The sequence below is a fragment of the Mesorhizobium sp. 1M-11 genome (assembly GCF_001303895.1).
Classification (GTDB): Bacteria; Pseudomonadota; Alphaproteobacteria; order Rhizobiales; family Rhizobiaceae; genus Mesorhizobium.
Genome location: NZ_LJSD01000050.1, coordinates 167,961 through 179,954, shown reverse-complemented (window position 1 = coordinate 179,954; position 11,994 = coordinate 167,961). Strand labels below are relative to the sequence as shown.

At 62.1% G+C, this 11,994-nt stretch carries 15 protein-coding genes; 5 read left to right on the top strand and 10 right to left on the bottom strand.

All coding sequences use genetic code 11. The annotated features are described in order from the left end of the window. Nucleotides 1–7 precede the first annotated feature (7 nt). A complete protein-coding gene (locus AO692_RS20500; protein ID WP_054311893.1) occupies nucleotides 8–574 on the top strand; it encodes a TetR/AcrR family transcriptional regulator in 567 nt (188 codons plus the stop codon). An 18-nt stretch (nucleotides 575–592) separates the two neighbouring features. Here the strand turns inward: AO692_RS20500 and AO692_RS20495 are convergent, their stop codons facing one another. From AO692_RS20495 to cueR, 4 genes are all read right to left on the bottom strand, one after another. After that, nucleotides 593–1,513: an NAD(P)/FAD-dependent oxidoreductase gene (locus AO692_RS20495; RefSeq protein ID WP_054311970.1), complete on the bottom strand. Its 921-nt coding sequence runs from the start codon at nucleotides 1,511–1,513 to the stop codon at nucleotides 593–595. A gap of 7 nt (nucleotides 1,514–1,520) precedes the next feature. Further along, nucleotides 1,521–1,979: an Rrf2 family transcriptional regulator gene (locus AO692_RS20490; protein WP_054311892.1), complete on the bottom strand. Its 459-nt coding sequence runs from the start codon at nucleotides 1,977–1,979 to the stop codon at nucleotides 1,521–1,523. A 90-nt stretch (nucleotides 1,980–2,069) separates the two neighbouring features. Continuing rightward, nucleotides 2,070–2,570 carry an MmcB family DNA repair protein gene (locus tag AO692_RS20485; protein WP_054311891.1) on the bottom strand — a complete coding sequence of 167 codons (501 nt, stop codon included), beginning with the start codon at nucleotides 2,568–2,570 and terminating at the stop codon, nucleotides 2,070–2,072. Between the two features lie 38 nt (nucleotides 2,571–2,608). Continuing rightward, the gene (cueR, locus tag AO692_RS20480) at nucleotides 2,609–3,010 is read right to left on the bottom strand and encodes a Cu(I)-responsive transcriptional regulator (protein WP_054311969.1); all 402 of its coding nucleotides are present in this window, start codon (nucleotides 3,008–3,010) and stop codon (nucleotides 2,609–2,611) included. Between the two features lie 234 nt (nucleotides 3,011–3,244). Here cueR and AO692_RS20475 point away from each other — a divergent pair, with 234 nt between their 5' ends. After that, nucleotides 3,245–3,856: a L,D-transpeptidase gene (locus AO692_RS20475; protein WP_054311890.1), complete on the top strand. Its 612-nt coding sequence runs from the start codon at nucleotides 3,245–3,247 to the stop codon at nucleotides 3,854–3,856. Between the two features lie 155 nt (nucleotides 3,857–4,011). On the opposite strand, the gene AO692_RS20470 is transcribed toward AO692_RS20475, so the two are convergent. The 5 genes from AO692_RS20470 to AO692_RS20450 form a co-directional block, all read right to left on the bottom strand. Further along, nucleotides 4,012–4,581 (bottom strand): NifU family protein, encoded by a 570-nt coding sequence (locus tag AO692_RS20470; protein WP_054311889.1) that lies wholly within the window; start codon nucleotides 4,579–4,581, stop codon nucleotides 4,012–4,014. A 206-nt stretch (nucleotides 4,582–4,787) separates the two neighbouring features. Beyond that, entirely contained in the window at nucleotides 4,788–5,279 is a 492-nt protein-coding gene (locus AO692_RS20465; RefSeq protein ID WP_054311888.1) for a universal stress protein, read from the bottom strand. A gap of 75 nt (nucleotides 5,280–5,354) precedes the next feature. Next, nucleotides 5,355–5,837, bottom strand: coding sequence for a hypothetical protein (locus tag AO692_RS20460; protein WP_054311887.1), 483 nt, complete (start codon nucleotides 5,835–5,837; stop codon nucleotides 5,355–5,357). A 135-nt stretch (nucleotides 5,838–5,972) separates the two neighbouring features. Beyond that, complete coding sequence (trpS, locus tag AO692_RS20455; protein ID WP_054311886.1) at nucleotides 5,973–7,040, bottom strand: tryptophan--tRNA ligase; 1,068 nt, start codon at nucleotides 7,038–7,040, stop codon at nucleotides 5,973–5,975. 133 nt (nucleotides 7,041–7,173) lie between these two features. After that, on the bottom strand, nucleotides 7,174–8,385 hold the full coding sequence (locus AO692_RS20450) for an acyltransferase family protein (protein ID WP_054311885.1): 1,212 nt from the start codon (nucleotides 8,383–8,385) through the stop codon (nucleotides 7,174–7,176). 234 nt (nucleotides 8,386–8,619) lie between these two features. Here AO692_RS20450 and AO692_RS20445 point away from each other — a divergent pair, with 234 nt between their 5' ends. The 3 genes from AO692_RS20445 (at nucleotide 8,620) to AO692_RS20435 (ending at nucleotide 10,266) form a co-directional block, all read left to right on the top strand. Further along, nucleotides 8,620–9,309 (top strand): RNA polymerase sigma factor, encoded by a 690-nt coding sequence (locus AO692_RS20445; RefSeq protein WP_054311884.1) that lies wholly within the window; start codon nucleotides 8,620–8,622, stop codon nucleotides 9,307–9,309. A gap of 102 nt (nucleotides 9,310–9,411) precedes the next feature. Then, the gene (locus AO692_RS20440; protein ID WP_054311883.1) at nucleotides 9,412–9,936 is read left to right on the top strand and encodes a DUF4142 domain-containing protein; all 525 of its coding nucleotides are present in this window, start codon (nucleotides 9,412–9,414) and stop codon (nucleotides 9,934–9,936) included. 9 nt (nucleotides 9,937–9,945) lie between these two features. Beyond that, on the top strand, nucleotides 9,946–10,266 hold the full coding sequence (locus tag AO692_RS20435) for a cupredoxin family copper-binding protein (RefSeq protein WP_054311882.1): 321 nt from the start codon (nucleotides 9,946–9,948) through the stop codon (nucleotides 10,264–10,266). 66 nt (nucleotides 10,267–10,332) lie between these two features. On the opposite strand, the gene murJ is transcribed toward AO692_RS20435, so the two are convergent. Further along, nucleotides 10,333–11,931, bottom strand: coding sequence for a murein biosynthesis integral membrane protein MurJ (murJ, locus tag AO692_RS20430; protein ID WP_054311881.1), 1,599 nt, complete (start codon nucleotides 11,929–11,931; stop codon nucleotides 10,333–10,335). Nucleotides 11,932–11,994: the final 63 nt, after the last annotated feature.

The window sequence follows — 11,994 nt, the reverse complement described above, 5'->3', positions numbered from 1 at the left end:
GAATGCGATGCGCAGGATCGCTCCGGGTCGGGATGAGTTGATAGCTGCGATTGCCGAGGTGTTTCGCGCGCACGGCTATGCCGGCGCCAGCCTGTCGCTGATCACCGAGACGACCGGGCTCGGCAAGGGCAGCCTCTACAACTTCTTTCCCGGCGGCAAGGATGAGATGGCGGCAGCGGTGCTGGCGCATATCGATCGCTGGTTCGAGGACGCGGTGTTTTCGCCGCTGCGGGAAGTGGAGAGCCCGCAGGAAGGCATCGCCCGCATGCTCGCGGCAACGGATGCTTACTTCCATTCCGGCCGTCGCGTTTGCCTGGTCGGAGCCTTTGCGCTGGACGACGCGCGCGACCGTTTCGCCGCCGAGATCAGGTCCTATTTCGGGCGCTGGGTGGCGGACCTTGCAGGCGCGTTGCGGCGAGCGGGCCTGGAAGCAGCGGATGCCGGACGACTGGCGGAGGAGAGTGTCGCGGGCATCCAGGGTGCGCTCACGCTGGCGCGGGCTTTTGACGATCCCGCCGTGTTTTCTCGCGCGATGGCGAACATCCGCGAACGGCTGGATGTTGGCCGCGCCTGATCGGTCTGGACGGCCTCCTCAAGCCGCGTCCAAGCCTTCGAAGATCAGGCTGTGATGAACGGCCGCACCGGCGGTGACACCGTCGGCGGATGCCCAGGTGGCGTTGTGCATGCCGCGCGCCGCATCACCGGCGGCAAAGACACCGGCCACACTGGTCGCTTTCTTGCCATCGGTGACGATGATCGGACCGAAGAAGCCGTCCTCGAAGGCGCAGCCCAGCCGTTCGGCCAGCGGGCTCGCCATCACCGTGCGCGGGGTCAGGTAGATGGCCGTCGTGGCAAGTCGACGGCCGTCTGAAAGCACGACAGCCTGAAGGGCTTGCCCCTGGCCATCGAGGCCCGTGATTGAGATTGGCTCGACGGTCACGCGACGCCGCGCGAGCTTTGCCAGCACACCGGCGTCCGGCATAGGCTGGCCATTGAGGAACAGTGTCGTCGGGCCCCACTCGGTGATCATCATCGCTTTTTCGGCGCAGTGCGGCGTGGTTGCCAGCACGCCAAGCGGTGCGCCGCCGAATTCGTAGCCATGACAATAGGGACAATGCAGCACGCTGACGCCCCAGCGCTCGGCCAGCCCGGGCAAATCTGGCAGAATGTCGGTGATGCCGGTTGCCAGCACAAGGCGGGAGGCCCTCAGCGTCTGCCCCGAAGCAAGGGTAACTGCAAAGGCACCCTCCTGCCCGGAGGCGTCGACAGCTTCGTCCGCGATGAAATAGACGTTCGGGTAAGCGGTGAGTTTTTCGCGGGCGGCAGCGATCATGTGCGCCGGTTCAGCGCCGTCCTGGCCAAAGAAGCCGTGCGAGGCGGTGGCGAAGCGGTTGCGTGGCTTGCCGGCATCGATGACGGCCACATGGCGCCGTCCCCGCGCGAGCTGCATGGCGGCGGACAGGCCGGCATAGGAGCCGCCGATCACGGCGGCATCGAATGATTTTGCAAACATCTGCACATCAGGCTGCATGGGGATTGGCCTTCTTTGTCTTGTTTTGCTTCCAACGTTCGTGGAAATCCGCCGCCAGGTCGGCCAGCGTCACCTCGCCGAGCCGCTCGATCAGTAGCACTTCGGCGGCGCGGAACGCGTCGTCCAGCGCGGCATTGACAGCCTGCTCGACCAGGCAGTCCGGCATCTCCTGTCGGTTGCCGAGCGCAAAAACCATCGGCTCGCCGAGCGCCGTGTAGACATCGCGCAAGGAGACGGTGGCGAGATCTCGACTGATCGTCCAGCCGCCGCCATGCCCGCGTTCGGAACGCACGATGCCCATGTCACGCAGGCCTGCCATAATGCGCCGGATCACCACAGGGTTGGTACTCAGCGTTTTGGAAAGCTGCTCCGAGGTCATCGGCCTGCCTTCCTCGGCCATGTGAAGCAGGACGTGCAGGACACCGGAAAGTCGACTGTCTCGTTTCATGCAACTTTATATGTTACGAGAAAGGGTGAGAGTCAAGGTCGCGCGAAATGGCGAGAAGTCAGCTGTGTTTCAGGAGATGGCCGGCAGGTGCTATTCGCTCTCGCCGTCCAGCGCGGGCACGGAAACGCCGGCGATCTCGGCAGCCAGCAGTCGGGCAGCCCCGGCGCGTGCGATCCTCAGCATGAGCGCCTTGCGGGTGGCCGCAGCGATGCGGTGTTCGGGTGCGTCGCGCAGCACTTCGGCGCCGTAGCCGTCGGACAGGATGAAGCCGCACTCCTCGGGAAAGATCTCGGCCGGCACGCCTGGGTGTGTGGCGAAAAAGAAGCGGTCGCAATGCAGCCGGTAATCCGGCCATTTGCGGTCGACGCGGAAATCCTCGATGGAGGATTTGACCTCGATGATCCAGATGTCGCCCTGACGGGTCAGCGCGACGAGGTCGGCGCGCCGCCCGGTCGCCAGCGACAGTTCCGGCAGCACATGCGCTCCCATTTCGGTAAGCAGCCGCTGCACGCCGCGGCGCACCAGCATGGCGCGCTCCGACTGGCGACCGTCGATCAGGGGATTCTGCGATACCGGTGAGACTATGGGCATGACCCATCATGCCCGATTCCGTTCACGGTTTGAACCCTTCAGCCCACCGTCTCGACCTCTCCTGCCATCTCTTCCAGGATCGGGCAATCCGGGCGGTTGTCGCCATGGCAGGCGTGGATCAGCTTGTTCAGGGTCGCGCGCATGGACTGCAGTTCGCGCACCTTTTCCTCGATCGCCGCAACATGCGCCGCCGCGATCGCACGGACGTCCTGGCTGGCCCGCTCACGGTCCTGGTAGAGCGCCATCAGCTGGCGGCAGTCTTCGATGGAAAAGCCAAGATTGCGGGCTCGCTTCAGGAAAGCCAGGCGATGTACGTCGTCACCCGAATAGTCGCGATAGCTGTTGTCGCTGCGCTCGGGCGAGATCAGCCCGATCTCTTCGTAGTAACGGATGGTCTTGGCTGGCAGTCCGGAGCGGCGGGCGGCATCGCCGATGTTCATGATCTCGTCCTCTGGCGGCCTCAATCGGGATGTTTTTCAGGCCGCTTTCTTTGTTTTTGCTCGATAATCCCGTGGCAGATGTTGCCGAAATGCCATAGCTGGCGCCTTACCGGCAAGCACACCCCTCCATATAAGCATCGGCTGCTTGGCAAGCAAAAGAAATGCCAGCATGAATGCGTTAACGATTTTTACCGAATCGCCGCGGGTCAACGGGACGGAGCGTAGAAACGGTTCATGCGTTTGAAATCTGCCATTGTAGTCGCGGCGTTGGCCGCTTCGCTTGCTGGCTGCAGCACTGTGGGCCAGATGCGGCTCTTCTCCAACGACTACGGTGGCGTCAGCGATGCTGGCTACCAACTGCCGCGCATCCCGATCGAAAAAGTTCCGCGCAAGTACCATCGTCAGATCGTCGCCTACGATACAGCTGAAAAGCCGGGCACGATTGTCGTCGATACCGGCAACAAGTTCCTCTATTTCGTGCTGCCTGAAGGCGAAGCCGTCCGCTACGGCATTGGCGTCGGTCGCGAAGGTTTCGAATGGAATGGCACGGCGCGCGTCGCGATCAAGCGCGAATGGCCGACCTGGACACCGCCGTCGCAGATGATCAAGCGCCAGCCGGAGCTCGCTCAGTTCCGCAACGGCATGGATCCGGGACTGAAGAACCCGCTCGGTGCGCGTGCCCTCTATCTGTTCAACAAGGGGGACACTGGCTATCGGCTGCACGGCACCCCGGAATGGTGGTCGATCGGCAAGGCGATGTCGTCGGGCTGCATCCGGCTGATGAACCAGGACATCATCGACCTCTACAATCGTGCTGAGGTCGGCGCCAAGGTAATCGTGATGTGATTTCGCCCGTCCGGGCAAGCATGAGTTTCGTACGCGGACCGTCTAGGCAACACAGACGTCCCCAAACAGAAAACCGGGCATGACGCCCGGTTTTTTGTTGATGGATCCGGAACCTCGAGACGAGGTCCCGGGGTTCGCGGAAAGAATGTCGGTGCTTACGACACTTGCTCGACATGTTCCACTTCGGGCACGAAGTGGCGGAGCAGGTTCTGGATGCCATGCTTCAGCGTCGCTGTCGAAGACGGGCAGCCGGCGCAGGCGCCCTTCATGTGCAGGAAGACAGTGCCCTTCTCATAGCCACGGAAGGTGATGTCGCCGCCATCCTGCGCCACAGCCGGGCGTACGCGCGTATCGAGAAGTTCCTTGATGGTGACGACGATCTCCTCGTCTTCCTTGTCGTAGAACTCGCTTTCATGATCAGAGGTCGTGGATGGAGCGGTGCTGGCCATCACGGGCTGACCCGACATGAAGTGTTCCATGATGGCGCCGAGGATCGCCGGCTTCAGATGTTGCCAGTCGGGACCGTCCTTGGTCACGGTGATGAAGTCATAGCCGAAGAACACGCCGGTCACGCCGGGAATATCGAACAGGCGGCCAGCCAGCGGCGAAACCTCCCGTGCGGCGTCGGCATCGCGGAAATCGGCAGTGCCTTCACGCAAGACTTCCTTGCCAGGCAGGAACTTCAACGTCGCCGGGTTGGGGGTCGACTCGGTCTGGATGAACATGGCTGTCTCCGGCCCGTATCGTGCGGGCGATAGTTTGGAATGGTTCTAAATAAGCCCAATCCGTCCGGCATTCAAGCAAAAGCCGGCAAGGCTGTCGAATCCAGAGCGTTTCCGTTTTTACGGAGACGCTCTCACTCCTTGTTTTACGCAATTCCGGACGGAAAACCGTGACACACTTTTCCTGGAACTGCTTTTATATAGGAACCTCAGGCCAGGCTTTCGATCTCGTCGTCGGAGAGATTCTGCGGCACGACGGTGACCGGGATGGGGAAGGCAGCACCCTTGCCTGCAATGGAGGCGACCAGCGGGCCCGGTCCCTCCTTGCCGGCACCGGCGGCCAGCACCAGGATGGCGATATCCTGGTCTTCTTCGATCAGCTTGTGGATCTCTTCGGCGCGCTTGCCTTCGCGCACCACCAGCTCCGGTTCGATGCCGGCCTTCTGGCGCACCTTGCCGGCATAGGCGTCGAGGGCGGAACGGGCCGTGGTGTTGGCTTCCTCCCGCATGATCTTCTCTACGCCCAGCCAGTGCTGGAAATCGTCCGGCTCGATGACATAAAGCAGCACCAGAACACCCCCCGTGCTCTGGGCTCGCTTCGAGGCATAGGCCACGGCGCGCTCGCATTCCGGCGTATCGTCGATGACCGACAGGAACTTGCGGCGATGCCCGGCTTCACGGCTGAGACGTTTGGATACCATGCGGGACCTGTTTCATGAGTTTGGCCGCAATCTGCCACTCGGGCGGGGTGCCTTGCAAGCGGCTCCGCCATACCGTCAGGGCAACGCCCGTGTCGACTTGTTTTCTGCAATCAAGCTGCAGTTGAGCGTGACCGGCGCTTTGGCGACCTGAGGCAACGGCCCATCGATGAAATCGCAATTGAGCAGATTGTCCTGCGAACTCTTGCGGGCCGAATAGACGTTGACGTTGATCAGGACCGGGCCCTTGATCCAGCCGAATTTCTCCTCGTCGGTTTTTGGGCCGGTGAGCCGCACCGTTCCGCCCGTGCCTGGCATAGAATGCTCCTCGGTGCCGAGATCGATTCGGCCGATCTCGTCCGCATGTTTTTCAGCCGACTTCTCGGGATCGCCGGAATAAGAGGCGGAAACGATTATCGCCTCCTTATGCTTGCTGAGAGTAGCCGCCGCCCTGGGTGAAAGGACAATCGTGATATCAACCGGTTGGAAGCCGGCTGCGTTCGCAGGTTCTGTGACGAAACCGGCAAGGACGGCAAACGCTATGGCGATGGAGAATTTCATCGGCGGTCCAATTCCGGACGGAGCAGCCAAGGTATCGTGCGATCGAACGACGCCGAGCGCAACCCTTGGCGATGTCTTGCGAAAAAGGGCGGCCGTGTAGCGGCCGCCCTTTTGAGGATTAGGCTGGCGATCTGTTCAGCCCTGCAACAGGCCGATGATGTCGCGCACCGTCTTCATGTTCGCTTCGGCCAATACGCCGGCGCGCTCGCCGCCGTTGCGCAAAACGCCATCGATATGAGCGGGATCGGCCATCAGGCGGCGCATCTCACCGGCAATAGGCGCCATCTTTTCGACAGCGAGGTCAGCGAGTGCGGGCTTGAACACCGAGAACTGCTGACCGCCATACTCTTTCAGCACGGCTTCCTTGCTGGTGTCGGCCAACCCGGCATAGATGCCGACCAGGTTTTCCGCTTCCGGGCGGCCGGCCAGGCCGGCGATTTCGGAAGGTAGCGCCTCGGGATCGGTCTTGGCCTTCTTGATCTTCTTGGAGATCGTGTCGGCGTCGTCGGTCAGGTTGATGCGCGACAGGTCCGACGGGTCCGATTTCGACATCTTCTTGGAACCGTCGCGCAGGCTCATGATGCGGGCGGCCGGCCCGCCAATGACCGGTTCAGTCAGCGGGAAGAAGCCGTTCACCGTCTCATTGCCCATCTGGATTTCCACGCCGACGCCGAGCTCGGCGATGCGATCGGAGAAGTCGTTGTTGAACTTCTGGGCGATGTCGCGGGTAAGTTCCAGATGCTGTTTCTGGTCGTCGCCCACCGGCACGTGAGTGGCACGGTAGACCAGGATGTCCGCGGCCATCAGGCTTGGATAGGCAAGCAGGCCGAGCGAGGCATTCTCGCGGTCCTTGCCGGCCTTGTCCTTGAACTGCGTCATGCGGTTCATCCAGCCGATGCGCGCCACGCAGTTGAAAATCCAGGCAAGCTCGGCGTGCTGCATCACGCGGCTCTGGTTGAAGACGATGTGTTTGTTCGGGTCGATGCCGGCGGCAAGGAAAGCGGCGGTGATCTGCCGGGTCTGGTCCCTGAGGTCCCCGTGCACGAGCTGGGCGGTCAGCGAATGCAGGTCGACGACGCAATAGATGCAATCCATCGTGTCCTGCAGCGCGACGAACTTCCTGATCGCGCCGAGATAATTGCCGAGATGGAGATTGCCGGTCGGCTGGACGCCGGAAAAGATAAGCGGTTTGAAGGCGGTCATGGTCGTTTCCTTGGCTTGTGGAGGGCCGTTTCGCGCGCGGCGAAATTTCGGACGGCGCGTTATGGCCGACGCCGCGACGCCGATCAAGAGGGGGCGCGCCGACTTTGTTTCACGCGACCCGGAAATGGTGCTGTCAGGTGGATGTAGCGCCGTTTGCCGTCGCCATCTTTCGGCTTTCGGCACCAGCTTTGCGTCCATCCGGCAGGCCGACCAGAATACGATAAGGCGCGGGCCAGAGATCGGCGAGCATGGCGGCAAGCAGCGACCAGAACGCGGTGATGGCGATCACCAGAGCAAGTTTGCTCCACAGCGACAGGTCGAGCGGCAGCACATAGTAGAGCGCCATCACCACGAAGGTCTGGTGGACGATGTAGAGCGGAAAGATCTTGGCGTTCAGCCAGGAGAGTGCGGCACTCTTTCGATTCAAATGAACCGCCGCGAAGCCGATGGCTGCGAGGATCACCGTCCAGGCCAGGGAGAAGGTCAGCGCCTTGTAAAGCGCCATTTGCAAGCCGCCGGTTTCGCCGCCGACGCCAGCGGCTTTGCTCACCCACGAGTAACGCCAGAGACAAACGGTCAGGATTGCGGCGAGCGCGAGGCTCCACCACCGTTTGGCGACAATGGTCGGGACCACCGCCTGATGATGCTTGGCGACCAGAAAACCCAGGCCGAACCAGCTCGCCCACACCGCAAACCAGGCGCCATCATTGTAGAGGACATTGGTTTCGCGCGGGAAGAACGGCAGAAAAATCAGGTGCAGCACCAACGGCAGGAGCACGAACAGATAGATGGCGTGCGTGCGGGCCGTCCGTTCGAACCAGTCGGCCAGCCCGCGGCCCGAGGAATGGGTGAGCAGCCAGAAGATCGGCGTGCAGATCACCGTCATCACCAGGAGATAGGCGACGAACCACATATGCGCCCAGGAGAAGTTGCCGGTCGGATAGCGGCCTTCGGTGAAATAGCGCAGCACCCAGAATTCCAGCAGCGAACCCTGAAAGCGGCCGTCAAGCAGGCGCTCGTACCAGACCTGCGGCACGATGATCACGCACATGGCAAAGATCAGCGGCAGGAACAGCCGCACGCAACGACCCTTCAGGAAGCCGAAAACGGTTTGCGAGCGGAAGGCGAACCAGGTGCCCATGCCGGAGACAAAAAACAGCAGCGCCAGCCGCCACGCACGCGGAAACAATGTGATCAGCGAGAGGGTCTGGCTCTTCTCGGGGCTGTTGAGCAGCCAGTCGAGATCGTAGAGGAACGCCGCCGACGAATGGTAGAGGATGAGCAGGCCGAAGGCCAGGACGCGCAGGGCGTCCACATAGTAGAGGCGGTGGCCGGTTGGCTGCATAGCGAAGGCTCCAGCGCGAACGCCACCTGCCGAAGGGCAGTTTTCGCGCGCGATTTTACCTTTGCTTCGTTAAGAAAACAGCAAATTGGGAGTCACATTCCTCGCGTGGGAGCAACTCGAGGCACTCCGTCAAACCGAGTGGATTTGCCCCAACCTGACGGGATTGCAATTTTGTTCATGCGGCGGGAACCTTATCGCAGTTTCGCCATCTGACTTCCAAATGAGGAGGTTTCGATGCAGCCCGTCAGATCCGCGCCGATGCCCGCCGACGCCGCCAGCGATATCGACCTCGTGCGGGGTACGCTGGCGCGCGAGGCCGCCGCCTTTCGCGCCATCATGACGCGGTACAATCAGCGGCTCTATCGGCTCGCGCGCTCGATCCTGCACAACGACACCGAAGCAGAAGATGTCGTTCAGGAAGCCTATCTGCGCGCCTTCGCCAGCCTCGCCGGTTTCCGGGGCGACTCCTCCCTGGCCACCTGGCTGTCGCGGATCGTGATCAACGAGGCATACGGCCGCCTGCGCAAGATCCGCCGCGCCGAAATGGTGCCCTTGCCTGAAGAGCCCGGGGCGACCCGGATCATTCCCTTCCCCCTCAACGCGAGTGTAGTCGACCCGGAACGAAACATGGCTCAGCGTGAGATCCTGCGATTTGTCGAACAGGCCACCGACGGCCTTCCCGAAGCTTTCCGCACGGTTTTCGTCGCACGCGTCATTGAGGGTCTAAGTGTGGAAGAGACCGCTGATTTGCTGGGCATCAGGCCCGAAACCGTCAAAACCCGCCTGCACCGTGCCCGCAAGCTGCTGCGCGCGCAGCTCGACGCGCAGATCGGGCCGGTGCTGCTCGAGGCATTTCCCTTTGCGGGCCGCCGCTGCGAGCGCATGACCGAGGCGGTGATGAAGCGGTTGGGTTTCCCCGACTGACGATTTTCACGCAATCGCGGGAACGTTTTGCCAAACGGGTCATCCAATGGATGTCGAACCGAAATGCTCGTTGTTGCGGGCATGAAAACAGGAGTTCATCCGATGACCACGAGATTGCATATGGCACTTGCCGCCGCCCTGATACTTGGCACGGCCGGAGCCGCGGCAGCGGCGGACAAGCCGACCGATCCCCAGATCGCTCACATCGCCTATACCGCCGGCGCACTCGACGTCGATATGGCCAAGCTGGCCATTTCCAAATCCAAGAACAAGGATGTCGTGGACTTTGCCAACGGCATGGTGCGCGACCACGAAGCCGTCAACGTGCAGGCGCTCGACCTCGTCAAGAAACTCAAGGTGACGCCGGAAGACAACGCAACCAGCAAGGCGTTGAGCGAAGCGAGTGCCGCCGAGAAGGCCAAGCTTGAAAAGCTCGACGGGGCCGCCTTCGACAAGGCCTATGTTGCCAACGAGGTTGCCTATCACAAGCAGGTCAACGGAGCGCTGGAGACGGTGCTGATCCCGTCGGCGAAGAATGCTGAACTCAAGAGCCTGCTCGAAACGGGACTGAAGCTGTTCCAGGGCCACGAACAGCATGCCGAGATGGTCGCGGCCGGCCTGAAGTAGGGATCGGCCATGTCCACACATCGTCGCCTTCTGCCGGTTGTGGTGCTGGCTCTCGGCACGGGTCCACTATCGGCTCACGCCGAGACAATAACGGTCACGATCGAAAAGATGGCATTCTCTCCGGCAGAAATCAGCGCCAGCGTGGGGGACACCGTCCAATGGGTGAACAAGGACACGTTTGCTCATACCGCGACAGTGAAGGGAGGATGGGAAGTGATGCTGCCCGTCGCGAAATCGGGAAGCGTCGTTTTGGATAAGGCAGGTACGCTCGACTATTTCTGTCGTTTCCACCCGAACATGAAGGGTAGGATCACTGTCTCCGCTCCTTGATCGGCGAGATTGGGATCGGCGAGCCGAAGCCGGTTGGACCGGCTTCGGCAACAATGGCAGCCTGCCTTACTCCATGTCGGCTTGCGCCGATGGTGTTTTGGTGCCGCCGCGCTTGATATTGCGTCGGATCATGCCGAGATCGGCGCCGCCTATGGCAAACGCGACCACGAAATAGATCACGGCGCCGGCGCTACACAGTGCGGTCAATGTGATCGCCTTGGTTGCCAGATGCGAGGCCGACGACAGTTCCGTGGCAAACCAACGTTCGCCGAAATAGAGCGCGACGCCCATCAGCGCAGCCGCCAGCACCAGCCGGGGGATGCGTTTCAGCAGGGGGATGTCGCGGCCCCAATGGCCACGCCTGATCAACACCGCAAGCAACATGACGGCATTGAGCCAGCCGGCGACGGCGGATGCCACTGCAATGCCGGGCGCGCCCATCGATGGGAACAACGTGAGCGCGATGGCGACGTTCACCACCACCGAGATTGCCGCGAAGATCATCGGCGTGCGGGTATCCTCGCGCGCGAAATAGCCTGGCGTGAAGGCCTTGATCAGCACGAAGGCCGGCAGGCCGAGGCCGAAGATGGCAAGAATCGCGGCCACCGTCGGGGTCGAGTTGTTGGCGGCGAATGCGCCACGTTCGTAAAGAAGCCGCACGATCGGCTCGGACATCACCAGCAATGCCGCCGCTGCGGGTAGCGTCATGAACAGCGTGAACTCGACCGAGCGGTTCTGGAGGTTACCGGCTTCGATCATGTTGCCGGACTTCAGCGCGCGCGACAGTTCCGGCAGAAGCACGATCGCCACCGCGATGCCGACGACGCCGAGCGGCAGCTGGTAGACGCGGTCGGCATAGGCGAGCGAGGAGACCGCGCTGTTCTGGCCGGACGCGATCGCCGTACCGATCAGCTGGTTGATCTGGGTGATGCCGCCGGTGATCGCCGCGGGCAGCGCCAGCCACAGCAGCCGCTTGACGTTGGGTGTGATGTGCGGCCAGCGGAAGCCGATGCGCATGCCGGCGTTGCGGACGGCAATCCACACGATCGCGAGCTGAACGATGCCCGCCGCCAGCACACCCCAGGCCAGCCCGTAGCCGACATAATGCGCGTCCTTGCCTTCGTACCAGGCATAGGCGAGCACGGCGATGAGGATGATGTTGAGGAACACCGGTGCCACGGCGGCAGCGAAATAGCGGCGCAGCGAATTCAGCATGCCGGCCATCATGGCGCCGAGCGACATGCAGATGAGATAAGGGAACATGATGGTGGCAAGCCGCACCGTCACGTCGAACTTGCCGGGGATGTCGGCGAAGCCGGGTGCCACCAGGTAGCGCACGATCAGCGGCATCGCCAGTTCCATCGCGATCGTCAGTGCGAGCAGCACCGAAAACAGAACGCCGAAGACTTCCTCGGAGAAGCGCTTGGCGCCGTCGATGCCGTTCGCCTCGATCTCCTTGGAAAACAGCGGCACGAAGGCTGCGTTGAAGGCACCCTCGGCAAACAGGCGCCGGAAGGTGTTCGGCAGTTGGAAGGCGGCGTTGAAGGCATCGGCCACAGGTCCCGTACCGAGTGCCGCAGCCATGAACATCTCGCGCGTGAAGCCGAGGATGCGGCTCATCAGCGTGCCTGAGGCAACCGTGGCGAATTTCTTGACGAGGCTCATGCGCCTTCCCTCCCCCTTGAGGGGAGGGTGGCCGCGTAGCGGCCAGGTGGGGTTACGATGGTG

What these genes read in the sequence shown, in the direction of transcription:
- AO692_RS20500 (WP_054311893.1), top strand. Translation starts at nt 8, where the DNA reads ATGCGCAGGATCGCTCCGGGTCGGGATGAGTTGATAGCTGCGATTGCC.
- AO692_RS20495 (WP_054311970.1), bottom strand. Translation starts at nt 1,513, where the DNA reads ATGTTTGCAAAATCATTCGATGCCGCCGTGATCGGCGGCTCCTATGCC.
- AO692_RS20490 (WP_054311892.1), bottom strand. Translation starts at nt 1,979, where the DNA reads ATGAAACGAGACAGTCGACTTTCCGGTGTCCTGCACGTCCTGCTTCAC.
- AO692_RS20485 (WP_054311891.1), bottom strand. Translation starts at nt 2,570, where the DNA reads ATGCCCATAGTCTCACCGGTATCGCAGAATCCCCTGATCGACGGTCGC.
- cueR (WP_054311969.1), bottom strand. Translation starts at nt 3,010, where the DNA reads ATGAACATCGGCGATGCCGCCCGCCGCTCCGGACTGCCAGCCAAGACC.
- AO692_RS20475 (WP_054311890.1), top strand. Translation starts at nt 3,245, where the DNA reads ATGCGTTTGAAATCTGCCATTGTAGTCGCGGCGTTGGCCGCTTCGCTT.
- AO692_RS20470 (WP_054311889.1), bottom strand. Translation starts at nt 4,581, where the DNA reads ATGTTCATCCAGACCGAGTCGACCCCCAACCCGGCGACGTTGAAGTTC.
- AO692_RS20465 (WP_054311888.1), bottom strand. Translation starts at nt 5,279, where the DNA reads ATGGTATCCAAACGTCTCAGCCGTGAAGCCGGGCATCGCCGCAAGTTC.
- AO692_RS20460 (WP_054311887.1), bottom strand. Translation starts at nt 5,837, where the DNA reads ATGAAATTCTCCATCGCCATAGCGTTTGCCGTCCTTGCCGGTTTCGTC.
- trpS (WP_054311886.1), bottom strand. Translation starts at nt 7,040, where the DNA reads ATGACCGCCTTCAAACCGCTTATCTTTTCCGGCGTCCAGCCGACCGGC.
- AO692_RS20450 (WP_054311885.1), bottom strand. Translation starts at nt 8,385, where the DNA reads ATGCAGCCAACCGGCCACCGCCTCTACTATGTGGACGCCCTGCGCGTC.
- AO692_RS20445 (WP_054311884.1), top strand. Translation starts at nt 8,620, where the DNA reads ATGCAGCCCGTCAGATCCGCGCCGATGCCCGCCGACGCCGCCAGCGAT.
- AO692_RS20440 (WP_054311883.1), top strand. Translation starts at nt 9,412, where the DNA reads ATGACCACGAGATTGCATATGGCACTTGCCGCCGCCCTGATACTTGGC.
- AO692_RS20435 (WP_054311882.1), top strand. Translation starts at nt 9,946, where the DNA reads ATGTCCACACATCGTCGCCTTCTGCCGGTTGTGGTGCTGGCTCTCGGC.
- murJ (WP_054311881.1), bottom strand. Translation starts at nt 11,931, where the DNA reads ATGAGCCTCGTCAAGAAATTCGCCACGGTTGCCTCAGGCACGCTGATG.